The sequence below is a fragment of the Bradyrhizobium liaoningense genome (genome assembly GCF_018130785.1).
GTDB lineage: Bacteria > Pseudomonadota > Alphaproteobacteria > Rhizobiales > Xanthobacteraceae > Bradyrhizobium > Bradyrhizobium liaoningense_A.
The window spans coordinates 756126-777858 of record NZ_JAFCJT010000001.1 but is presented as its reverse complement, the minus strand read 5'-3'; the positions used below and the strand labels follow the sequence as shown (position 1 = coordinate 777858).

Annotated in this window: 21 protein-coding genes; 20 read left to right on the top strand and 1 reads right to left on the bottom strand. The window is 65.3% G+C overall.

Annotated elements, in window-relative coordinates; translation table 11 throughout:
• Nucleotides 1–79 precede the first annotated feature (79 nt).
• From JQ627_RS03395 to JQ627_RS03325, 15 genes are all read left to right on the top strand, one after another.
• A complete protein-coding gene (locus tag JQ627_RS03395) occupies nt 80–655 on the top strand; it encodes a cytochrome c oxidase subunit 3 family protein (protein ID WP_212482726.1) in 576 nt (191 codons plus the stop codon).
• Nucleotides 656–657: 2 nt separating this feature from the next.
• The gene (locus JQ627_RS03390; RefSeq protein ID WP_212482725.1) at nt 658–918 is read left to right on the top strand and encodes a cytochrome C oxidase subunit IV family protein; all 261 of its coding nucleotides are present in this window, start codon (nt 658–660) and stop codon (nt 916–918) included.
• 110 nt (nt 919–1028) lie between these two features.
• Nucleotides 1029–1481, top strand: coding sequence for a cytochrome c (locus tag JQ627_RS03385; protein ID WP_212482724.1), 453 nt, complete (start codon nt 1029–1031; stop codon nt 1479–1481).
• An 81-nt stretch (nt 1482–1562) separates the two neighbouring features.
• Nucleotides 1563–2909, top strand: a complete 1347-nt coding sequence (locus tag JQ627_RS03380; RefSeq protein WP_212482723.1) for a cbb3-type cytochrome c oxidase subunit I — start codon at nt 1563–1565, stop codon at nt 2907–2909.
• A 62-nt stretch (nt 2910–2971) separates the two neighbouring features.
• Nucleotides 2972–3784 (top strand): CbbQ/NirQ/NorQ/GpvN family protein, encoded by an 813-nt coding sequence (locus tag JQ627_RS03375; RefSeq protein WP_212482722.1) that lies wholly within the window; start codon nt 2972–2974, stop codon nt 3782–3784.
• 9 nt (nt 3785–3793) lie between these two features.
• Nucleotides 3794–5713: a nitric oxide reductase activation protein NorD gene (locus JQ627_RS03370; protein ID WP_212482721.1), complete on the top strand. Its 1920-nt coding sequence runs from the start codon at nt 3794–3796 to the stop codon at nt 5711–5713.
• A gap of 74 nt (nt 5714–5787) precedes the next feature.
• Nucleotides 5788–6453: an HAD family hydrolase gene (locus JQ627_RS03365; RefSeq protein ID WP_212482720.1), complete on the top strand. Its 666-nt coding sequence runs from the start codon at nt 5788–5790 to the stop codon at nt 6451–6453.
• 8 nt (nt 6454–6461) lie between these two features.
• Nucleotides 6462–7412, top strand: a complete 951-nt coding sequence (locus tag JQ627_RS03360) for a sugar-binding transcriptional regulator (RefSeq protein ID WP_212482719.1) — start codon at nt 6462–6464, stop codon at nt 7410–7412.
• 332 nt (nt 7413–7744) lie between these two features.
• Nucleotides 7745–9058: a sugar ABC transporter substrate-binding protein gene (locus JQ627_RS03355; RefSeq protein ID WP_212482718.1), complete on the top strand. Its 1314-nt coding sequence runs from the start codon at nt 7745–7747 to the stop codon at nt 9056–9058.
• Between the two features lie 95 nt (nt 9059–9153).
• Nucleotides 9154–10026 (top strand): carbohydrate ABC transporter permease, encoded by an 873-nt coding sequence (locus JQ627_RS03350; RefSeq protein WP_212482717.1) that lies wholly within the window; start codon nt 9154–9156, stop codon nt 10024–10026.
• A gap of 4 nt (nt 10027–10030) precedes the next feature.
• Complete coding sequence (locus tag JQ627_RS03345) at nt 10031–10861, top strand: carbohydrate ABC transporter permease (RefSeq protein ID WP_212482716.1); 831 nt, start codon at nt 10031–10033, stop codon at nt 10859–10861.
• A 15-nt stretch (nt 10862–10876) separates the two neighbouring features.
• Complete coding sequence (locus JQ627_RS03340) at nt 10877–11884, top strand: ABC transporter ATP-binding protein (RefSeq protein WP_212482715.1); 1008 nt, start codon at nt 10877–10879, stop codon at nt 11882–11884.
• Nucleotides 11885–11924: 40 nt separating this feature from the next.
• Complete coding sequence (locus JQ627_RS03335) at nt 11925–12698, top strand: SDR family NAD(P)-dependent oxidoreductase (RefSeq protein WP_212482714.1); 774 nt, start codon at nt 11925–11927, stop codon at nt 12696–12698.
• Nucleotides 12699–12736: 38 nt separating this feature from the next.
• Nucleotides 12737–14383, top strand: coding sequence for an FGGY-family carbohydrate kinase (locus tag JQ627_RS03330; protein ID WP_212482713.1), 1647 nt, complete (start codon nt 12737–12739; stop codon nt 14381–14383).
• Between the two features lie 5 nt (nt 14384–14388).
• Nucleotides 14389–15324 carry a carbohydrate kinase gene (locus JQ627_RS03325; protein WP_212483156.1) on the top strand — a complete coding sequence of 312 codons (936 nt, stop codon included), beginning with the start codon at nt 14389–14391 and terminating at the stop codon, nt 15322–15324.
• Between the two features lie 12 nt (nt 15325–15336).
• Here JQ627_RS03325 and JQ627_RS03320 read toward each other — a convergent pair whose 3' ends face one another.
• Nucleotides 15337–16224 carry a LysR family transcriptional regulator gene (locus JQ627_RS03320; RefSeq protein WP_212482712.1) on the bottom strand — a complete coding sequence of 296 codons (888 nt, stop codon included), beginning with the start codon at nt 16222–16224 and terminating at the stop codon, nt 15337–15339.
• Nucleotides 16225–16351: 127 nt separating this feature from the next.
• Between JQ627_RS03320 and JQ627_RS03315 the strand changes: the two genes are divergently transcribed.
• From JQ627_RS03315 to JQ627_RS03295, 5 genes are all read left to right on the top strand, one after another.
• Nucleotides 16352–17773 (top strand): amidase, encoded by a 1422-nt coding sequence (locus tag JQ627_RS03315; RefSeq protein ID WP_212483155.1) that lies wholly within the window; start codon nt 16352–16354, stop codon nt 17771–17773.
• A gap of 83 nt (nt 17774–17856) precedes the next feature.
• Nucleotides 17857–18807 carry an ABC transporter permease gene (locus tag JQ627_RS03310; protein WP_212482711.1) on the top strand — a complete coding sequence of 317 codons (951 nt, stop codon included), beginning with the start codon at nt 17857–17859 and terminating at the stop codon, nt 18805–18807.
• Nucleotides 18804–19697 (top strand): ABC transporter permease, encoded by an 894-nt coding sequence (locus JQ627_RS03305; protein WP_212482710.1) that lies wholly within the window; start codon nt 18804–18806, stop codon nt 19695–19697. Before JQ627_RS03310 ends, JQ627_RS03305 begins: the two co-directional genes overlap by 4 nt.
• A 2-nt stretch (nt 19698–19699) precedes the next feature.
• Nucleotides 19700–20713, top strand: a complete 1014-nt coding sequence (locus tag JQ627_RS03300; protein WP_212482709.1) for an ABC transporter ATP-binding protein — start codon at nt 19700–19702, stop codon at nt 20711–20713.
• Nucleotides 20710–21714, top strand: coding sequence for an ABC transporter ATP-binding protein (locus tag JQ627_RS03295; RefSeq protein WP_212482708.1), 1005 nt, complete (start codon nt 20710–20712; stop codon nt 21712–21714). The genes JQ627_RS03300 and JQ627_RS03295 overlap by 4 nt, the downstream gene beginning before the upstream one ends.
• Nucleotides 21715–21733 lie beyond the last annotated feature (19 nt).

Below are 21733 nucleotides of genomic sequence, written 5' to 3'. Positions count from 1 at the left end.
TCCGCCAGTTTGTCCGGCGACAAACTCGGATCGTGGCGACTGAGCTAAGGCTGGCCGGTGTCCTGATCCGAAAAAGCAGATGTCGACCGCCGATTGCGAACAACAGGAAACCGGCTGGGGAATTCTGGAAGATCTCCCCGGCGATCCCATGATCTGGGTGCTGATCTTCAGCGAGCTCGTCGCCTTCGGCCTGTTTCTCGGTGCCTTCACGGTCGCGCGCGCGGTCCACCCCGCAGTGTTCGCGGCGGGGCAGGCGGTGCTCGATTCGAATCTCGCTGGTCTCAACACCGTCGTGCTGGTGACCAGCGGCTGGGCTGCGGCCCGGGCTACGAGGGCCGCGCGGACCAGCGAGAAGCGGGCCTCGCGCTGGTGGCTCCTCACCGCCATGGCGCTCGGCGGACTCTTCATCGCGATCAAGCTCGCCGAATATGCCGAAGAGATCGATCGCGGGATCGGCCTGGAGACCAGCCCGTTCTTCACGCTCTACTTCCTCCTGACCGGTTTCCATCTTCTGCACGTCTGCCTCGGCATCGTGATTCTCGCCGTGGTCTGCCGCCGCGCCGAGGCCTCCGGCGTCGAGACGGGGGCCGCCTTCTGGCACATGGTCGATCTGGTCTGGATCGTGATGTTCCCGATTCTCTATCTGATGCGGTGACGATGACGGATCGCCTTGACATCACCTGGATCGCGCTGATCGGCCTCGCACTCGCGACCATCCTCGTGCCACAGCTGGTGCCGCGGCCGCTGCCCGGCAATGCCTTGCTGCTAACCTTCGCTGCCCTCAAGGGCCGCCGGATTGCGCTTGATTTCATGGATCTCCGGGCGGCGCCGGCGCTCTGGCGCGGCCTGGTCAGCGCATGGATCCTCATCGTGGTGCTGTTTGCCTGGCTCGCCTCCGCCGTCATCGCATTGATCTGACGCCGCCAACGCAGCGCTCATTGCGCCCCGACAAAGACCTGTCGGCACCAATCGGCAAGATACAGCATCACTGTTCCTCACGACTGGACTCACAACGGAAAGGACTGGCAATGGCTGAACGCCTGACCAAGTCGGCGGCTCGAAACGTCTTCTACGGCGGCTCGGCCTTCTTCTTCGCCATCTTCATCGGGCTGACGGCGCACAGCCACTACTATATGGCGACGACCTCGACGGATGCGACGACGCTGACATCGTCGGTCGCGCGCGGCAAGCATGTGTGGGAGAGGAATTCCTGCATCAACTGCCACACCTTGCTGGGCGAGGGCGCCTATTTCGCCCCTGAAGTCGGCAATGTCTGGGAACGTTGGGGCGGCAACGAGGATCCGGCCGGTGCGCGCGAGACGCTGAAGGCCTGGATGCAATCGCAGCCCTCGAGCGCGGAGGGCCGGCGCCAGATGCCGCAGTTCAACCTCACCGACCAGGAGCTCAACGATCTCGCCGACTTCCTACAATGGACCAGCAAGATCAAGCGTCAGGAATGGCCGCCGAACAAGGCCGGCTGACGCCTTCCTTTTCAAGGCCTTGCCTCTTTCAAGACTTGCCTCTTTCAAGACTTGCCTCTTTCAAGACAGAGAGAACCCGAAATGAAATACCAAACCCAGAAAGTCGCGATGCTGTATTTCTACGGCGCGCTGACGCTGTTCCTGGCCCAGGTCCTGTTTGGCCTCCTCGCCGGAACCATCTACGTGCTGCCCAACACGCTGTCGGTGCTGCTGCCGTTCAACATCGTCAGGATGATACACACCAACGCGTTGATCGTGTGGTCGCTGATCGGCTTCATGGGCGCGACCTACTTCCTGCTACCCGAGGAAACGGAGACCGAGCTTTACAGCCCGCTGCTGGCAAAGATCCAGTTCTGGATGTTCTTCGGTGCAGCAGGTGTGGCCGTGGTTGGCTATCTCTTCCATTACCACGAGGGCCGCGAGTTCCTCGAACAGCCCTTCATCATCAAGGTCGGCATCGTCGTCGTCTGCCTGATGTTCCTGTTCAATGTGACGATGACGGCGCTCAAGGGACGCAAGACCACGGTCACCAACATCCTGTTGTTCGGCCTGTGGGGCGTTGCGATCTTCTTCCTGTTCGCCTTCTACAATCCGGCGAACCTCGCAGTCGACAAGATGTACTGGTGGTATGTCGTGCATCTCTGGGTCGAAGGCGTCTGGGAACTGATCATGGCCTCCGTGCTCGCCTATCTCATGATCAAGCTCAACGGCATCGACCGCGAGGTGGTCGAGAAGTGGCTCTATGTCATCATCGGCCTTGCGCTGTTCTCCGGAATCCTCGGCACCGGCCACCATTTTTACTGGATTGGCGCGCCCGGTTACTGGCAGTGGATCGGCTCGCTGTTCTCCACGCTGGAGGTCGCGCCCTTCTTCACCATGGTGATCTTCACGGTGCAGATGACCTGGAAAGCCGGCCGCAAGCATCCGAACCGCGCCGCGCTCTTGTGGTCGGTCGGCTGCTCGGTGATGGCGTTCCTCGGCGCCGGCGTCTGGGGCTTCCTGCACACGCTGTCCTCGGTGAACTACTACACCCACGGCACGCAGGTCACCGCCGCACACGGTCATCTCGCCTTCTTCGGCGCCTATGTGATGCTGAACCTGTCGGTGATGGCTTATGCGATCCCGCAGATCAAGGGACGTACGCCCTATAACCAGTGGCTCAGCATGACCAGCTTCTGGATCATGTGCACGGCCATGATGACCATGACTTTCGCGCTGACCTTTGCCGGCGTGATCCAGGTCCATCTCCAGCGCGTGCTCGGCCAGAGTTACATGGACGTGCAGGACCAGCTTGCCTTCTTCTACTGGGTGCGGCTCGGCTCCGGCGTGTTCGTCGCGATCTCCGCGCTGATGTTCGTCTGGGCGGTGCTGGTGCCCGGCCGTGAGCAGCACGCGGCCATTCCCGGCGCCCTGCAACCGGCCGAATAAATGCGAAGGCGGCCGTGCAAGTCGCGGCCGCCGCGTTCCAGAATGATTTTCGGAGAATGACCATGACAGCAGCACTTCACGCCCTGGCGGCACCCGCGCTCGTGCTCCCGGCTTATGTTCCGAGCGGCAACGAATGCGTGCTGTTCGAGCACGCCTGGCGGCATCGACTGCCGGTCCTGCTGAAGGGACCGACCGGCTGCGGCAAGACGCGCTTCGTCGCCCACATGGCGGCGCGGCTGGGATTGCCGCTTCACACCGTCGCCTGCCACGACGATCTCACCGCCGCCGATCTTACCGGTCGCTACCTGCTGAAGGGCGGCGACACCGTATGGACCGACGGTCCGCTGACGCGCGCGGTGCGCGAGGGCGGAATCTGCTATCTCGATGAAGTCGTGGAGGCGCGCAAGGACGTCACTGTCGTTCTGCATCCACTGACCGACGACCGCCGCATCCTGCCGCTGGAGCGCACCGGCGAGGAACTGATCGCGCCGGAGAGATTCATGCTCGTGGTCTCCTACAACCCCGGCTACCAGACGCTGCTCAAGGCGCTGAAGCCTTCGACGCGGCAGCGCTTCGTCGCGATCGAGTTCGGATTCCTGCCGCCGGAACAGGAGATCGCCGTGGTCGCGGCCGAGAGCGGGCTTGCGCCCGGCTATGTCAGGCCGCTGGTGCTGCTGGCCGGCCGGCTACGCGCGCTCAAGGGCCACGACCTGGAGGAGGGCGTCTCGACCCGTCTCGTCGTCTATTGCGCCACCCTGATTGCCGCCGGGGCCTCGATCGCCGATGCGGTACTCGCCGGCATGATCGAGCCGTTGACCGATGATGCAGACGTCAAGGCCGCACTGCTCGACGTCGCACGCGCCATGATGTCCTGAGGGGATGCAATGCTCGATTTCCTCGAGCTTGAAGAAAGCGTCGGCCGTGCCTGGCATCGTCTCGTCGGCGGCGCCGCGAGCTACCCGGTCCATGCCGATCACGCGGTATCGCTGACGGAAGTTCGTAGCCGGATCGCGATCATGTTCCGCGCGCTCGGCGGCGAGACGGGCGTGCAGATCGCGAGTGCCAGTGCCCGCCGGTCGGGTCACCGGCTTGGATGGCTGCAGCGCATCGGGCTCGGCGACGAGCGCCTGGAGCAACCGGGCCGCGATGCCGCGACGATATTTTTGCCTGATAGCATCGCAATCTTTGCCGACCGCGAGCTGAACGCCACGCTGTACCGCTGGCTCGCGGCGTGGTTCGCGTTTGCGCCCACTGAGGCGATCGCGGAGACCGATCCGTTGCGGCGCGATCTGTTGATGCTGCGGCGGGCCAGCGAAATCGCGGTGCTTGTGCTGACGGAATGTCCCGGCCTCGCCGAGGACTACTCTCGGCTGGCCGCGGCCACGGCCATGGCGCGGCCACACCGGCCATTGCCGCGCATCGAGCAGGACATGGAGCAGATCGTACTTGCTCTGCTCGGCGCCGATACGCCGCCAATGGGAAAGCTGTGGCCGGCGATGATGGGGACAGGGCCGCTGCCGGACAAGGCGCCGCCGGGCTATCATTCGATCCTGCCGTGCCCGCTCTGGGGCGATTGCTGGACACGCGAGCTTTCACCGGCACATGCGGGTGACGACGAGAATGCGCCGGCTTCGGCGCCGGCGCCATCGGACGATCGCAAGCGTTTCGCCGTCCGTGAGCGCGAAGACCGTGCCAATCGCCGCGATCCCTTCGTGCTCAATCGCTTCGAGAAGATCCTCGCGATGGCCGAGATGATCAATGTCGATCGCCCGGCTGACGACAGCGACGACGAGGATGCGCAGAAGGCCGCCGACGATCTGGAGGAGATCACGCTCAGCCGCCGCAGCGGCAAGCCGGCGAGCCGGCTCAAATTCGATCTCGACCTGCCGCCGGAAGCGCTCGATGCCTCGCGATTGAACGCCGACCTGAGCTATCCCGAATGGGATTATCGCAGCAACTCCTATCTGCCCGATCATTGCCGCGTGCTCGCGGGCGCTGCGTCTGTGCTAGGTGAGACCTGGTCGCCCGACGAGACAATGCGCCGCCACATCCGCCAGGTGCGCCGCCGCTTCGAGATGTTGCGACCGCGTCACGAATTGATGCGTGCGCAAGCCGATGGTCACGACCTCGACCTCGACGCGCTCGTGCGCGCGCGATGCGATCTCAGCGCCGGCGGCAATGGCGCCGGTCTCGATCGCGTCCACATCGCGATGCGGCCGCAGGGGCACGATCTTGCCGTCACGCTGCTCGTCGACGTCTCGCTCTCGACGGACGCCTGGGTCGACGGCTATCGGGTGCTCGATGTCGAGAAGGAGGCGCTCCTGGTGCTTGCGCACGGCCTTTCGGCCTGCGGCGATCACCACAGCATCCTCACCTTCACTTCGCGCCGGCGTTCCTGGGTGCGGCTCGAAACGGTCAAGGCCTTCGGCGAGCCGATGACCGGGGCGATCGAGCGCCGGATCGGCGCGCTGAAGCCTGGCTATTACACACGGATCGGCGCGGCGGTACGCCACGCCTCGGCCGAGCTGGCGCGCCAGCCGCAGCGCAAGAAGCTGCTGCTCGTCCTGACCGACGGCAAGCCGAACGACGTCGATCATTATGAGGGCCGCTTCGCGGTCGAAGACACGCGGAAAGCCGTGCAGGAAGCGCGCCGGCTCGGCATCGCGGTCTTCGGCGTGACCGTCGATGCGGCGGCGCAATCCTACTTCCCGACGCTGTTCGGCCGCAGCGGCTACGCCATCGTCGGCAATGTCCGTCGATTGCCCGCGGCGCTGCCGGCGATCTATCGTCAGGTCGCCCATTGACCCCGGCGAACCCGCCACGCGTCCTCCCCGGGTGAACTATTGCTCAAAGAATGGGTATATGATCGAATGGCCGGATGGACCAAAGCCGGCCAGGACCCGATCTCGTCATCTTCGACTGCGACGGCGTGCTCGTCGACAGCGAACTGCTGAGCTGCCAGTGCCTGTCGGACGAGCTTTCCGGATTTGGGATATCGCTGACACTTGTGCAGGCGCTCGAGCTGTTTCTCGGGCGAAGCACGAGCGCGATCACGCAGCATTATCGTGAGCTCGGCCAGACGGTGCCGGTCGATTTTCCCTTCCGGCTGAAGTCGCGCGTGCTGAGCGCCTTCGAGAAGGCGCTGCATCCGATTCCCGATATCGATACTGTCTTGTCCGGCCTGCGCGTGCCGAATTGCGTGGCCTCGTCGAGTGATCTCGACCGCGTCGCCCTGTCGCTGAGGGTGGCCGGCCTCGCGCCCCATTTCGGCGACCGGATCTACACGGCGCAAATGGTCACGCATGGCAAGCCCGCGCCGGATCTCTTTCTCCACGCGGCGGAGAAGATGGGCGCGCAACCTGCGCGCACGCTGGTGATCGAGGACAGCGTCAGTGGGGTGCTGGCCGCGAAGGCTGCCGGCATGACCGTCTGGGGATTTGTCGGTGGCAGTCATTATCGTGGACGCGACGGTCAGGATATGCTGTCCGGCGCTGGGGCCGATCGGGTCTTCGCGCATATGAGCGATTTCTGGAAGGACGCCTGACGCCCGCCATGGCCGTAGAGAACGACAAATCAAGGCTCGACGATGCCGCGCGCGCCGGCTGGCTCTATTTCATTGCCGGTCACACCCAGGACGAGATCGCAAAGATGCTCCAGGTCTCGCGGGCCTCCGCACAGCGGCTGGTCTCGCTGTGCCTGGCCGAGCGTCTCATCACCTTCCGTCTCGAGCATCCCATCGCCGCCTGCATGGAACTGGCGGCGCGCCTGAAGGCGCGCTTCGACCTCAGCCATTGCGAGGTGGTGCCGGCCGACCCCGCCGCGCCGCAGGCCACAGCGGGCATCGCCGAACGCTGCGCCAATCTGCTGGATTCGACGTTGCGTTCGGAAACGCCCGTCATCGTCGCGCTCGGCACGGGGAGGGCCGTGCGCGCCGCCGTCGAGCGCGTCACGCCGATCGACCGGCCCAACCACCAGATCGTCTCGCTGGTCGGCAACATCTCCGCCGACGGTTCGGCGAGCTTCTACGACACTGTCGGTCGGCTCGCCGACCGCACCGGCGCGCGGCACTACCCGATGCCGTTGCCGTTCCTGATGTCGTCGGAAGACGAACGCAACAAGATGGTGCGCATCGAGCCGATCGCAAGGGTGAAGGCGGTTGCGGCCAAGGCGGACTTGCGCCTCGTCGGCATCGGCCAGATGGACCAGAAGGCGCAGATCCATGTCGACGGCTTCGTCACCCGCGACGAATTGTTCGAGATGATGCGGCAGGGGGCGATCGGGGAAATCACCGGCTGGGCCTATGACTCCAAGGGCCGCCTGCTCAAGGCCGGCACCAACAAGCGCCTCACCAGCATTCCGCCGGAAGTGCCGGCGAAGACCACGACGATCGGCGCTGCGGTTGGCGCAGCCAAGGTCGCGGCGATATCAGCGGCGCTGAACGGAGGCCTGATCAACGGCCTGATCACGGACGAGGCGACGGCGCGGGCGATCCTGGAGCGGTAGGGCGCCTACGCTTCCAGCTGCCCGCGAGGCGGGCGGTGGTTCCCCACTTAACACTGTCATCGTCCGCCTTGTGCGCAATTGCGCACTGGGGCGGACGATCCAGTACGCCGCGGCCCTGCTTGGGCAAACCAACAGATGAAACGGCGTACTGGATGCCCGCCTTCGCGGGACATGACAGCGTGGGTGAAACAACACCTACGGCTCTTCCCGCACCGCAGCGCTCATAAGTTGCGGGAACGCCCGCGCGCCTGCTTGACAAGCGTGGGTCCTCGGCTGAACATACGCCCAACGCGTGGGCATATGCTCAAAAGCGCGATCCTAGGGAGGTCACCGTGAAACACGTCCTCGGCGCCGTCTGCGGCGCGTCTTGCCTGTTGCTGGCCGTCCCCGCGATGGCCGAAACGACCCTAACCATCGCCACCGTCAATAATGGTGACATGATCCGCATGCAGGGGCTGACCAGCGAATTCACCAAAAAAAATCCAGACATCACCGTCAAATGGGTGACGCTGGAGGAGAACGTGCTGCGCCAGCGCGTCACCACCGACATCGCCACCAAGGGCGGCCAGTTCGACGTCCTCACCATCGGCACTTACGAGGTGCCGATCTGGGCCAAGAAGGGCTGGCTGGTGCCGCTCGCCAATCTCGGCGCCGATTACGACGTCGCCGACCTGCTGCCGAAGATCAAGGATGCGGTGTCCGCCGACGGCAAGCTCTATGCGGCGCCGTTCTACGGCGAGAGCTCGATGGTGATGTATCGCACCGACCTGTTCGAGAAGGCCGGCCTGAAGATGCCGGAAAAGCCGACCTGGGATTTCGTCATCGATGCTGCCAAAAAGCTCACCGACAAGAGCGCCGGCGTCTACGGCATCTGTCTCCGCGGCAAGGCCGGCTGGGGCGAGAACATGGCGTTCCTGTCGGCCATGGCCAATTCCTACGGCGCGCGCTGGTTCGACGAGAAGTGGGAGCCGCAGTTCAACACGCCGGAATGGAAGACGACGCTCACGACCTACGTCAATCTGATGAAGGAAGCCGGCCCTCCCGGCGCGAGCTCGAACGGCTTCAACGAGAATCTGGCGCTGTTCAACGCCGGCAAGTGCGCGATGTGGATCGACGCGACGGTCGCGGCGTCCTTCGTGACCAACCCGAAGGATTCCAAGGTCGCCGACAAGGTCGGCTTTGCGCTCGCGCCCAATACCGGCCTCGGCAAGAACGCCAACTGGCTGTGGGCCTGGAACCTCGCTATCCCCGCCGGCTCCAAGAAGGCCGAAGCGGCCGAGAAGTTCATCGCCTGGGCGACCAGCAAGGACTACACCAAACTCGTGGCGTCGAAGGAGGGCTGGGCCAACGTGCCGCCGGGCACGCGCACCTCGCTCTACCAGAACGAGGACTATCTGAAAGTCGCGCCCTTCGCGAAGCTGACGCTGGCCTCGATCGACGCGGCTGATCCGAACAAGCCGACGGTCAAGCCGGTCCCCTACGTCGGCGTTCAGTACGCCGCGATCCCCGAATTCCAGGGCATTGGCACGCAGGTCGGTCAGCAATTCTCCGCCGCGCTTGCGGGATCGATGACGGTCGATGCCGCACTGACCGCAGCGCAGTCCGCCACCGAGCGCGAGATGAAGCGCGCCGGCTACATCAAGTGAACCCGAGCTCTCCGTCCTGAGCTCAAACTGGCGGCCATCCACCAGCCAGCCCCGAATGGATGGCCGCCTTCTTCCTCCCAGCGGAGACGCCAAGGATGGCAACCCGGCAGACGCAGTTTCTTGCGCGCTCGCTCCTGACGCCAGCGGTCGGGCTGCTCTTCGTCTGGATGATCGTCCCGCTGGCGCTGACGATCTATTTCTCGACCCTCCATTACAGCCTGCTCGATCCTGGCTCCGAGGCGTTCGTCGGCCTGGAGAATTTCCGCTACTTCCTCACCGATCCTGCCTTTCTCGCCTCGCTCCAGAACACGCTGGTGCTGGTCGGCTCGGTGCTGGCGCTGACCATCCTGCTCGGCATTCCCCTGGCGCTGCTGATGGACCAGCCCGTGATCGGCCGCAACTTCGTGCGGCTGATGGTGATCGCCCCGTTCTTCGTGATGCCGACGGTGAGCGCGCTGGTCTGGAAGAATTTGCTGATGCACCCGGTGTCCGGCCTGTTCGCCTGGCTCGCCAAGCTGGTCGGGGCGACGCCGATCGACTGGTTCAACGACGTACCGCTATTCGCGGTGATCCTGATCGTCGCCTGGCAATGGCTGCCGTTCGCGACGCTCATTCTGCTCACGGCGCTGCAATCGCTCGACGAGGAGCAGAAGGAGGCCGCCGAGATGGACGGCGCCAGCGCCGTCTCGACCTTCATCTACATCACGCTGCCGCATCTGGCGCGTCCGATCACCGTGGTGATTTTGATCGAGACCATCTTCCTGCTCACCGTGTTCGCCGAGATCTTCGTCACCACCGGCGGCGGGCCGGGCCTGCAGACCACCAACATCGCTTTCCTGATCTATTCGCAGGCGCTGATCCAGTTCGACGTCGGCAGCGCCTCCGCAGGCGGCCTCGTCGCGGTCGTGATCGCCAACATCGTCGCCTTCTTCCTCGTCCGCATCGTCGGTCGCAATCTGGAGGCATGAGAGCATGGCGCGGATGGCAACGACGCAGCGGGTGGTGATATCGACGATTGGAGCGTGGTTCTTCGGCTTCCTGATCTTCTTCCCGATCCTGTGGATGGTGCTGGCGAGCTTCAAGACCGAGTTAGAGGCCTTCGCCATTCCGCCGTCCTTCCTGTTCTTCCACTGGACCACGGAAAACTACGCGACCGTGCAGGAGCGCAGCGATTATTTCCACCACGCGATGAACTCGATCATCATCGCCGGCGGCTCGACGCTGATTGCGCTGCTGATCGCGATCCCCGCAGCCTGGTCGATGGCATTCTCGCCGACCAAGCGCACCAAGGACATCCTGCTCTGGATGCTCTCGACCAAGATGATGCCGCCGGTCGGCGTGCTGGTGCCGATCTATCTCATCTTCAAGACCTTCGGCCTGCTCGATTCCCGCATCGGCCTCGTCTTCATCCTGTGTCTCGGCAATCTGCCGATCGTGATCTGGATGCTGTTCACCTATTTCAAGGAGATCCCGCGCGACATCCTCGAAGCCGCGCGCATGGACGGCGCCACCATCGGGCGCGAGCTCATCTACGTCCTGACGCCAATGGCGATCCCGGGGCTGGCGTCGACCATGCTGCTCAATCTGATCCTGGCCTGGAACGAGGCCTTCTGGACGCTCAATCTGACGACCTCGAACGCCGCGCCACTCACCACGTTCATCGCCTCCTATTCGAGCCCGGAAGGGCTGTTCTGGGCAAAGCTGTCGGCGGCCTCGACGCTGGCGATCGCGCCCATTCTCGTCCTCGGTTGGTTCAGCCAGAAGCAGCTCGTGCGCGGGCTCACCTTCGGCGCGGTGAAGTAAAGGGGCTGGCGGATCATGGGGCAGATCACACTTCAGGACGTACAGAAATCCTTCGGCCCCGTGCACATCATCAAGGGCGCCGACCTGGACATCGCCGACGGCTCTTTCGTGGTGTTCGTAGGTCCCTCAGGCTGCGGCAAGACCACGCTGCTGCGGCTGATCGCCGGGCTCGAAGACGTCTCAGGCGGCAAGATCCTGATCGACGGCAAGAACGTGGTCGACACGCCGCCGGCCAAGCGCGGGCTGTCGATGGTGTTTCAGTCCTATGCGCTCTATCCACACATGAGCGTGCGCGGCAATATCGGCTTCGGCCTGAAGATGGCGGGCCTGGCCAGGGACGAGATCAACCGCAAGGTCGAGGCTGCAGCCGCGACGTTGAATCTCTCGCCTTATCTCGACCGCAAGCCGCGCGAGCTCTCCGGCGGCCAGCGCCAGCGCGTCGCGATTGGCCGCGCCATCGTCCGCGAGCCCAAGGCGTTCCTGTTCGACGAGCCGTTGTCGAATCTCGACGCGGCCCTTCGCGTGCAGATGCGGATCGAGGTGACGCGGCTTCAGAAGCAGCTCGGCACCACCGCGATCTACGTCACCCACGACCAGGTCGAGGCCATGACCATGGCCGACAAGATTGTCGTGCTCAACGGCGGCAAGATCGAGCAATACGGCTCGCCGCTGGAGCTCTACGAGCGGCCCGCCAATCTCTTCGTCGCCGGCTTCATCGGCTCGCCAAAAATGAACTTCGTGACCGGTGAACTCGCCTTGCAACGCGGCGCGGCCACGATCGGCGTGCGGCCGGAGCACCTCAAGATCGAGCGGGACGGCGGAAGCGGCTGGCCGGGCACGATCGCGGTGGCCGAGCATCTGGGCAGCGACACCTTCCTTTATGTCGATGCCGGTTCGCTCGGCATGCTGACGGCGCGCTACATCGGCGAGTTGAGCCTGCATGCCGGAGATCGCGTGTCGCTGGTGCCGGATCCCGCGCGCATCCATCGCTTCGATGAGAGCGGCAACGCGCTTCGGGGCTGACAAGAAACGGCAATAAACGGCAAGAGACGGAAAGACCACCATGTACCTCGAAAAATTCAAGCTGAGCGGCAAGACCGCGTTCATCACCGGCGGCGGGCAAGGCATTGGCCTCGCCTGCGCGGAAGCGCTGGCCGAAGCCGGCGCGAAGGTCATCATCGGTGACCGCGACAGCAAGGTCGCCGACAGCGCGAAGGCCGAGCTGAAGGCCAAGGGCTACGATATCGAGACCGCGATCATGGACGTCACCGACACCAGGCGCGTGGCGGAGGTCGCGGCTGATCTCGTCGCGCGCCATGGCAAGGTTGACATCCTCGTCAACAATGCCGGCATTGCCCGCAGCGAGACCCCGGCGGAGACCGTCACCGACGAGCACTGGCTCAACGTCATCGACGTCAATCTCAACGGCACCTTCTGGTGCTGCCGCGAGTTCGGCAAGCACATGCTGAAGGCCAGGAGTGGTGCCATCGTCAATGTCGGCTCGATGTCCGGCTTCATCGTCAACAAGCCGCAGGAGCAGTGCTTCTACAATGCCTCCAAGGCCGGGGTGCATCACCTCACCAAGTCGCTGGCCGCCGAATGGGGCGCGCGTGGCATCCGCGTCAATGCGGTGGCGCCGACCTATATCGACACGCCGCTCAACGCTTTCGTGAAAAGCACCCCGAAAATGTATGATGCCTGGATCGGTGGAACCCCGATGGGGCGGATGGGGCAGGTCGAGGAGATCGCCTCCGTCGTGCTGTTCCTCTCCTCCGAGGCCGCGAGCCTGATGACAGGCAGCATCGTGCTGGTGGATGGCGGCTACACTTGCTGGTAGGCTTGCGTCAAAACTGACGAGAGCTTCCGGGAGCGACAATGCCGCGAGCGTATATCGGCGTCGATGTGGGGACCACGAGCACGCGGGCAGGGGTGTTTGACGAAGCGGGCACTTTGCTCGCGACCGCCAAACATCCGATCAGGATCTGGCACGAGGCCGGCGACATCGTCGAGCAGTCGTCCTCGGACATCTGGGACGCCTGTGTCAAATCCGTGCGGGCGGCGATGACGGAAGCTGCCATCGCACCCGACAGCGTCGGCGGCATCGGCTTCGACGCGACCTGTTCGCTGGTCGTCCTGGATCGGCAAGGCGAGCCGGTCACCGTCAGCGCCTCCGGCGACAAACAGCGCAACGTCATCGTCTGGATGGATCATCGCGCCACCGCCGAGGCACGGCTGATCAACGAGACCAATGATCCCGTGCTGCGCTATGTCGGCGGCTCGATCTCGCCCGAGATGGAGATGCCGAAACTGCTGTGGCTGAAGCGTCACATGCGTGCGAGCTTCGATGCCGCCGGTCATTTCTTCGATCTGGCAGATTATCTGACCTGGCGCGCGACCGGCTCGCTGCAGCGCTCCACCTGCACGGTCACCTGCAAATGGAACTACCTCGCGCATGACGGTGGCGGCTGGAGCGCGCCGTTCTTCCAGCGCATTGGACTATCGGATTTCGTTGCCGAGACATACGCCCGCATCGGAACCGAGATCGTTGCGCCCGGCACGCGGCTCAGTGCAGGCCTCACCCGTGCGGCGGCGGCTGAGCTCGGCCTGTCACCCGGCACACCGGTCGGAGCGTCCCTGATCGATGCGCATGCCGGCGGCATCGGTGCGATCGGCGGACGCGACGGAGCGGGCGGGACGACCGACGTCGGCGACCGCCTCGCCTACATCATGGGGACGTCGGCCTGCATCATGGCGACGACGAAGGAGCCGTGCTTCGTGCCCGGCGTATGGGGCCCTTATTATTCCGGCATGGTGCCGGACTTCTGGCTCAACGAGGGTGGCCAGTCCGCCGCGGGGGCAGCGATCGATCATCTCCTCAAGTCGCATCCGGGCCATGCGGATGCGAACGCGGCGGCGCGTAACGAGGGTGTCGACCTCATCGAATACCTCGAGCGGCGCATCATCGCGCGTGCCGGTGACGCCAGCCACGCCGCGCTGCTCGCCCGCGACATTCACGTCCTCCCCGAATTCATCGGCAACCGCTCGCCCTACGCCGACCCCGACACCCGCGCGGTGATCGCGGGCCTCGATCTCGACAGCGACGTTGGTGCGATGGAACGGCTGTTCGTCGCCGGCCTCTGCGGTCTCGCTTATGGGCTCGCCGAGGTGATCGAGGCCTTTGCCGCGCATGGCGTCCATTCCAGCATCATGGTCATGGGCGGCGGCGCGAGCCGCAGCCCGCTGGTGCGGCAGATCATGGCCGATACGACAGGCCTCACAGTCGCGCTGCCACAGACGAAGGAACCTGTGCTATTGGGTGCCGCGATGCTCGGGGCGGTGGCCGGCGGTGCCTATGCCTCGATCGGCGAGACCATGGCCAAAATGTCGGCGCTGGGACGGAGGAGCGAGCCGACCGCGCCCGGCATGGCCGCGTTTCATGCTCGCAAGCGCGAGGTCTACAAGCTGCTGCGCGAGGTCGACCGCGGCAGTCGTGAAGCGATGCGCGAGGGTGCCGGAGGTTGAAACGGATGTTGATTGCCTGCGGCGATGCGCTGATCGATTTCGTCCCGACGCGAAACACCGAGGGGCGCGAGGCGGTGATGCCGGCGGTCGGCGGCTCCTGTCTCAACGTCGCGATCGGCATGGCGCGGCTGGGCGCGCCGACCGGCTTCGTCGGCGGTATCTCGACCGACATGTTCGGGCGCATGATCGCCGACCACGCCAAAGCGTCGAAGGTCGTGTTGGGACTCGCCACGCGCAGCGATCACCAGACGACACTCGCCTTCGTGCGCATCGTCGCAGGCGAGTCGCATTATGCGTTCTACGATGCCGAGACCGCGACGCGGAATTGGATCTACCAGCGCGGGTCCATTCCCTTCGACACGGTTGAAGCGCTGCATGTCGGCTCGACCACGCTGGTCAACGACCAGGGCGCGGCCGAAACCAAAGCCTTGATCGCGGACGCGCGCGCGTCGTCGACGATCTCCTTCGATCCAAACTGCCGGCCCAATCTGGTCAAGGACAAGCCGGCCTATCTCGTGCGCATGGCGGAGTTCGCAAGGACCGCCGATCTCATCAAGATGTCGGACGTCGACTTCGCCTATCTGTTCGGCGACGAGCCCTACGAGCAGCGCGCGAGCGCGCTGCTGGGACAGGGCACGAGCCTCGTCGTCATCACCCGCGGCAACCGTGGCGCCATCGCCTGGCATGCAGGAGCAGGGCAGATCGAAGTGCCGGCACCGAAGGTCGAGATCGCCGACACCATTGGGGCCGGCGACAGCTTTCAGGCGGCGCTGTTGTTCGCCCTGCACAAGCAGGGCCGCATCGGCCGCCAACAACTGAAGGACATCGGCGAGGAAGAACTTCGCCGCGCGCTGTCCTTTGCCACCAAATGCGCTGGCCTGACCTGCACCCGTCCGGGCGCCGATCCGCCGTGGAATCATGAAGTCACGTGGAGTGTCTAGCTCGACGCCGCGTCACAGCCGCGACACCACCTTCTCGGTGCATCTGAGGAAGGTGCGGATCAGCGGGCTTTGCGAATCCCGCCGCCAGCACACCGCGATATCGATGGAGTCAGTCGCATCCCGCAGCGGCCTGAATACAATGCCCTGCGGCGCGCCGAGCTTCGCGCAGGCGGGCAGGATTGCAAGGCCTTCACCGGCGAGAACCAGGCTCATCGCCGAATGCACCGTCTCCACCCGGCTCGCGATCGGCATCACGATCTGATGCCGCCGCAGCAGGGCCGCGACCGCGGAGGAGGCGGGGTCTTCATCCGGCCGGGGCAGCGCGATCAGTGGGCGGCCCTGCAATTTCGCCATCGGCACTGCGCCGAGGCGCGCGAGCGGCGAGCGGGCCGGCATCGCCAGCATGAAGGGTTGAGCGCCGATCCGCGCCACCTGGATTTCGGGATGGTGGATCGCCGGCATGCACAGCGCGACCGTGACGCTGCGGTCGAGCAGCCGCGCCACGCGCGTCGAGGCGCTGAGCTCCACGAAGTCGAGGTCGACGCCGGGGATGGATCGCCGCAATTCGGGGATCAGGCGCGGCAGCATCGCGTTCGCCAGCACGAACATGTAGCCGACGGAGATCCGGCCGCGACTACCAGCCGCGACCGCGCGCGCGGCTTCGATGCCGTCGGCGGCCAGCGCCAGTGCTTCGCCGGCGCGCGCCAGCAGGGCCTGGCCCGCCTCGGTCAGGTCCATGCCGCGCGTGCCACGGCGGAACAGCGGCGCGCCGACCTCGGCCTCGAGCTTGCGGATCTGGACGGAGAGGGGAGGCTGTGCCATCCGCAGCCGTTCGGCGGCCTTGCCGACGCTGCGCGCCTCGGCCACGGCGACGAAGTAACGGAGCCGGCGAAGATCCATTGGCATACCGAAAACGTATGGGTTGGCGTCCAAAAACGTATTGGACGGCGAGTTAACAAAACTGTCATTCTCGCTGTCAATGCAATGGCTGGGCCAACGGGGGCCGGCTTCGGAGCGTGATGTGACGATGAACGGCGACCCCTGCCTGCTGTCTGCAACCGAACTGCGCGGCCTCATCGCCACGAAGAAGATTTCGCCCGTCGAAATCACCCGCGCCGTGCTCGCGCGCGCCGAGGCGCTTCAGCCCGAGCTGAACTGCTTCATCACGCTCTGCGGCGACGAGGCGATGACGGCGGCCCGCGCGGCCGAGCGCAAGGTGATGGCGGGCGAACCGCTCGGCCTGCTGCATGGCCTTCCCGTCACCGTCAAGGACATCGTCAACACCAGGGACGTGAAGACCACCTTCGGCGCCGTGCCCTACAAGGACAATGTGCCGAACGAGGATGCCGTCGCGGTCGCAAAACTGCGTGCGGAAGGCGCGATCCTGATCGGCAAGACCACGACGCCCGAATTCGGCAGCAAATGCCTGACCGACTCGCCGCTGTTCGGCCGCACCCGCAATGCCTGGAGCGCAGAGCGCTCCTCGGGTGGCTCCAGCGGCGGCGCTGCGGTGGCGGTTGCGAGCGGCATCGCGCCGCTGGCGATCGCGACCGATGGCGGTGGCTCGACGCGAATTCCGGCTGCCTGCAATGGTGTGGTCGGGCTGAAGCAGAGCAACGGGGTGATCGCGCACAGCCAGGCGCTCGACGCCTACGGCAACCAGACCTATGTCACGCCGACGACGCGCACCGTCCCCGACACCGCGCTGATGATGCAGGCGATGGCCGGCGAGGATGCTTGCGATCCGTGGTCGATCGGTGTGCCGGTGTCTGATTTCATCGGCACGGCCATGGCACGCGGCGATCTGCGCGGACAGAAGATTTTGTTCTGTGCGTCGCCGCCCGGCCGCCCGGTGTCGTCAGATGTCGCATCCAGCTTCAAGGCGAGCCTCGACCGGCTCGCGAGCCTCGGTGCCGAGCTCGAGGAGTTCTCCGGCGAGGGGTTTGACATCGAGCCGATGTGGCGCGCCATCAACCACACTGTCTGGCGCACGCGTTTCGCCAAGCTGGTGGCCGAGCACGGTGATGCCTTGAGTGAAGCCTTCGTCAAGCAGGTCGCGCTTGCGACCAATGTCAGCGGCGTCGCCTATCAGGAGGCGATGTTCGCGCGCACCGCGCTGTTCCGCCGCGTACAATCCCTGCTTGCGCGCGGACATCTCCTGGCAATGCCGACCATCACCCGCACTGCGCTGCCTATCGAGCAGGACCTGTTCGGCACCATCGAAATCGACGGCAAGCACTTCGACAGCGTCCGGCCGCACTGGTTCCCCTGGACCATGCCGTTCAACATGACCGGCCACCCCGCGATCAGCCTGCCTTGCGGCTTTGGCCGCGACGGCCTGCCGATCGGGCTTCAGCTCGTCGGGCGCTTCCGCACTGATGCGGATTTGCTGCGCGTGAGCGCGCTGTTCGAGGCCTCGCAAGACCTTCTGTCCCGCCGGCCCGGCTGAGGGTATGGCATGCAGCAAAGAGCTTGCGTCCGGCGCCCGGACATGTTGATCGTGCCGCGCATGAGCTCCGAACCTGAACGCGCATGAGCGTATTTGTCCTCCGACGTGTCCTGACCTTGCTGGCGACGCTGATCGGCGCATCCGTGATCATTTTCCTGGTGCTGGACGCGCTGCCGGGCAATGCCGCGCAGATGCTGATGGGTGCGGACGCATCGGCCGATGCGGTGCGCGCGCTCACCGTCAAGCTCGGGCTCGACCAGCCGCTGGCGGTTCGCTATTTGCAATGGATCAAGGGCCTCCTCGTCGGCGACCTCGGCAACTCCTATGTCTACGGCACGCCGGTCGCCGGCCTGATCGCGGAGCGGCTGGTGCTGACCATTCCGCTCGCGATCATGTCGATGCTGATCACGGTGACGCTGGCGCTCTCGGCCGGCATCTACACTGCGGCCAACCACAACAAGCTCGGCGACGTCGGTGTGATGTCGTTGACGCAGGTGGGCATCGCGCTGCCGAACTTCTGGTTCGCGATCCTGCTTGTCCTCCTGTTCTCGGTGCGGTTGCAATGGCTCTCGGCGGGCGGCTTTCCCGGCTGGGAGGATGGCATCTGGCTCGGCATCAAGTCGCTGCTGCTGCCGGCGATCTCGCTCGCGGTGGTGCAGGCCGCGATCCTGGCGCGCGTCACGCGCTCGGCCGTGCTCGAAGTGTTGCGCGAAGACTTCGTCCGCACCGCGCGCGCGAAGGGTCTCGGCAAGCGCGAGGTGCTGTGGAGCCACGTGCTGCGCAACGCCATGATCCCCGTGATGACGGTGATGGGGCTGCAATTCGCCAATCTGCTCGCCGGCACCATCGTGATCGAGAACGTGTTCTACCTGCCGGGCCTCGGCCGCCTGATCTTCCAGTCGATCGCCAACCGCGACCTGATCGTGGTGCGCAATTGCGTGATGCTGCTTGCGGCCATGGTCGTCATCGTGAATTTCGTGGTCGACGTGCTCTACGCCTTCATCGATCCCCGCATCAAGGTCCACGATTTGTGAGCGCGCCACTGACCAATTCGGTCGACGCCCCGATCGCAACGCGTCCGCTGCCGGCCCGCACCTTCTGGGCCCGCGCGCTGCGTCACCGCAGCTTTGTGCTGGGCGGCGCGCTGAGCCTGCTGGTACTCGCCTCGGCGCTGTTGTCGCTGGTGTGGACGCCGTGGTCGCCCTACGAGATCGACATCGCCTCGAAGCTCCGGCCGCCGTCGGCGGCGCACTGGCTCGGCACCGATTCCTTCGGCCGCGACATCGTCTCGCTGCTGCTCGCAGGCGCCCGCTCGACCATTCTGGTCGGCGTCATCGCCGTGAGCATCGGTCTCACCTTCGGTGTCTGCCTCGGCCTGATCGCGTCGGCCAAGCGCGGCTGGACCGAAGAGATCATCATGCGCTTCTCCGATTTCACCTTCGCCTTTCCGGCGGTGCTCTCCGCAATCATGCTCGCCGCCGTCGTCGGGCCGGGCATGGTGACCTCGATCATCGCGATCGGCATTTTCCAGATCCCGACGCTGACCCGGCTGACGCGCGGCTCGGCCAACGCGATCTGGGCGCGCGAATTCGTGCTGGCCGCGCGCGCCTCGGGGAAGGGCAAATTCCGCATCACCATCGAGCATGTGCTGCCGAACATCCTGTCGATCCTGATCGTGCAGGTCACCATCCAGTTTGCGCTCGCGATCCTCGCCGAAGCCGCGCTGTCTTATCTCGGCCTCGGCACGCAGCCGCCGCAACCGTCCTGGGGACGGATGCTGAACGATGCGCAGACGCTGCTGTTCCAGTCGCCGATGCTCGCGGTCTATCCGGGCGCGGCGATCGCAATCGCGGTGCTCGGGCTCAATCTGCTCGGCGACGGACTGCGCGATCTGCTCGATCCGCGACTGGCGCGGGAGCGGTGACGATGGGTGAGCGCTCAACCCTGCCGCTGATCGAGGTCGCCGATCTCGGCGTGCGCCTCAACACCAGCCGCGGGCCTGCACAGGCCGTGCGCGGTGTCAGCTTTGCGTTGAAGCGCGGCGAGACGCTCGGGCTCGTCGGCGAATCCGGCTGCGGCAAGTCGGTCACGGCGCTGTCGCTGATGGGTTTGCTGCCGGAGAGCGCGGTGGTCACTGGCAGCATCAAGCTGGATGGCAGCGAGCTCGCCGGGCTTTCTGATGCGGACTATTGCAAGCTGCGCGGCAACCGCATCAGCATGATCTTCCAGGAGCCGATGACCGCGCTCAATCCGATGCACACGATCGGGCATCAGGTTGCCGAGCCGCTGCGGCGTCACAAGAAATATTCGGCGGCGCAGGCGCGCAAAGAAGCGATCGCCTTGCTCGACCGCGTCGGATTGCCCGACCCCGCAAGGCGGATCGACGCCTATCCGCATCAGTTCTCCGGCGGTCAGCGCCAGCGCGTCACCATCGCGATGGCGCTGGCCTGCGAGCCGGACCTCCTGATCGCGGACGAGCCGACGACCGCGCTCGACGTCACCATCCAGGGGCAGATCCTCGACCTCATCGCCGATCTCGTCGAGGAGAGCGGCATGTCGATGATCCTGATCTCGCACGATCTCGGCGTCATCGCCGAGAACGTGCAGCGCATGATGGTGATGTATGGCGGCACGGTCGTCGAGAGCGGGCCGACCGACGAGGTGTTCCGCCGCATGGGGCATCCCTATACGCAGGGCCTGTTCCGCGCCCGGCCGAAGCTCGGCGCGCGCAAGGGGACGCGGCTGACGACGATTTCGGGCACGGTGCCCGAGCTTGCGGACTTGCCCGCCGGCTGCACGTTCGGTGACCGCTGTCCGCTGGTCGAGGACAAGTGCCGTGTGGCGCTGCCGGCGATGGTCGAAGTCGGTCCCGGTCACGGCGTGCGTTGTGTACGCACCGATGTCTCCATGGCCGCGAATGTTGGAGCGCTGCCCGCATGACCGCAGCACCGCTTCTCGACGTCAAGAATCTCGAGCAGCGCTACACGCTGCCGCGCGAAAGCCTGTTCCGCCCGCCGGGCCAGGTGCGCGCGCTCAACGGCGTCAGCGTGCGGGTCGAGGCCGGCAAAAGCCTCGGCGTCGTCGGCGAGTCCGGTTCGGGCAAGTCGACCTTCGCGCGGGTGGTGATGGCGCTGGAGCGGCCGGCGTCGGGGCAGGTGGCGCTGCTCGGGCGCGATCTCAACCGCATCCCGGCCGACGAGCTGCGCCGCGCGCGCCGCGATTTCCAGATGGTGTTCCAGGATCCTTACGGATCGCTCGATCCGCGCCAGACCATCGCGCGCATCGTCGCCGAGCCGCTCACCGTGCTGGAAGATGCCGACCGCACCACTTTTCGCGCTCGCGTCTCCGCGGTGCTGCGGCAGGTCGGGCTGCGCGATGCGGACATGGACAAATATCCGCACGAATTTTCGGGGGGCCAGCGCCAGCGCATCGCGATCGCGCGCGCGCTGATCACCCAGCCGAAGTTGATCGTGGCCGACGAGCCCGTTTCCGCGCTCGATGTGTCCGTGCAGGCGCAGGTGCTCAACCTGATGCAGGACCTCCAGGAGCAGTTTGGCCTCAGCTACATCCTGATCAGCCACGACCTCGCTGTCGTCGACTATCTCTGCGACGAGGTCGCGGTGATGTATCTCGGCCGGATTGTCGAGCAGGGCAGGCCGGAAGACCTGTTCGAGCGCTGCGCCCATCCCTATACGCGGGCGCTATTGGACGCCGTGCCGCGGGCGCGCGCCGGCGGCGGCCGGCGGCGGCGCGGGGCCCAGGCGATCGCCTCGCAATCGGCGGCGGCGAGCGGATGCCCTTATGTCGCGCGCTGTCCGCTCGCCGACCAGCATTGCCGCGAGGTTCCGCCCTTGCTACGCAAGATCGGCGAGGGCCATCTCGCCGCCTGCCACAAGGCGGAGGCGGTGATGGCGTTGCCGCAGGCGGCCATGGAAGGTTAGTGTCCGCTGCAAGATTGGC

Excerpts from the sequence above, each read along its gene's own strand:
- JQ627_RS03320 (WP_212482712.1), bottom strand. The coding sequence starts at position 16,224 with ATGGATCTTCGCCGGCTCCGTTACTTCGTCGCCGTGGCCGAGGCGCGC.
- JQ627_RS03350 (WP_212482717.1), top strand. The coding sequence starts at position 9,154 with ATGGCAACCCGGCAGACGCAGTTTCTTGCGCGCTCGCTCCTGACGCCA.
- JQ627_RS03335 (WP_212482714.1), top strand. The coding sequence starts at position 11,925 with ATGTACCTCGAAAAATTCAAGCTGAGCGGCAAGACCGCGTTCATCACC.
- JQ627_RS03315 (WP_212483155.1), top strand. The coding sequence starts at position 16,352 with ATGAACGGCGACCCCTGCCTGCTGTCTGCAACCGAACTGCGCGGCCTC.
- JQ627_RS03295 (WP_212482708.1), top strand. The coding sequence starts at position 20,710 with ATGACCGCAGCACCGCTTCTCGACGTCAAGAATCTCGAGCAGCGCTAC.
- JQ627_RS03370 (WP_212482721.1), top strand. The coding sequence starts at position 3,794 with ATGCTCGATTTCCTCGAGCTTGAAGAAAGCGTCGGCCGTGCCTGGCAT.
- JQ627_RS03345 (WP_212482716.1), top strand. The coding sequence starts at position 10,031 with ATGGCGCGGATGGCAACGACGCAGCGGGTGGTGATATCGACGATTGGA.
- JQ627_RS03380 (WP_212482723.1), top strand. The coding sequence starts at position 1,563 with ATGAAATACCAAACCCAGAAAGTCGCGATGCTGTATTTCTACGGCGCG.
- JQ627_RS03385 (WP_212482724.1), top strand. The coding sequence starts at position 1,029 with ATGGCTGAACGCCTGACCAAGTCGGCGGCTCGAAACGTCTTCTACGGC.
- JQ627_RS03395 (WP_212482726.1), top strand. The coding sequence starts at position 80 with ATGTCGACCGCCGATTGCGAACAACAGGAAACCGGCTGGGGAATTCTG.
- JQ627_RS03390 (WP_212482725.1), top strand. The coding sequence starts at position 658 with ATGACGGATCGCCTTGACATCACCTGGATCGCGCTGATCGGCCTCGCA.
- JQ627_RS03310 (WP_212482711.1), top strand. The coding sequence starts at position 17,857 with ATGAGCGTATTTGTCCTCCGACGTGTCCTGACCTTGCTGGCGACGCTG.
- JQ627_RS03365 (WP_212482720.1), top strand. The coding sequence starts at position 5,788 with ATGGACCAAAGCCGGCCAGGACCCGATCTCGTCATCTTCGACTGCGAC.
- JQ627_RS03375 (WP_212482722.1), top strand. The coding sequence starts at position 2,972 with ATGACAGCAGCACTTCACGCCCTGGCGGCACCCGCGCTCGTGCTCCCG.
- JQ627_RS03325 (WP_212483156.1), top strand. The coding sequence starts at position 14,389 with ATGTTGATTGCCTGCGGCGATGCGCTGATCGATTTCGTCCCGACGCGA.
- JQ627_RS03330 (WP_212482713.1), top strand. The coding sequence starts at position 12,737 with ATGCCGCGAGCGTATATCGGCGTCGATGTGGGGACCACGAGCACGCGG.
- JQ627_RS03300 (WP_212482709.1), top strand. The coding sequence starts at position 19,700 with ATGGGTGAGCGCTCAACCCTGCCGCTGATCGAGGTCGCCGATCTCGGC.
- JQ627_RS03340 (WP_212482715.1), top strand. The coding sequence starts at position 10,877 with ATGGGGCAGATCACACTTCAGGACGTACAGAAATCCTTCGGCCCCGTG.
- JQ627_RS03360 (WP_212482719.1), top strand. The coding sequence starts at position 6,462 with ATGGCCGTAGAGAACGACAAATCAAGGCTCGACGATGCCGCGCGCGCC.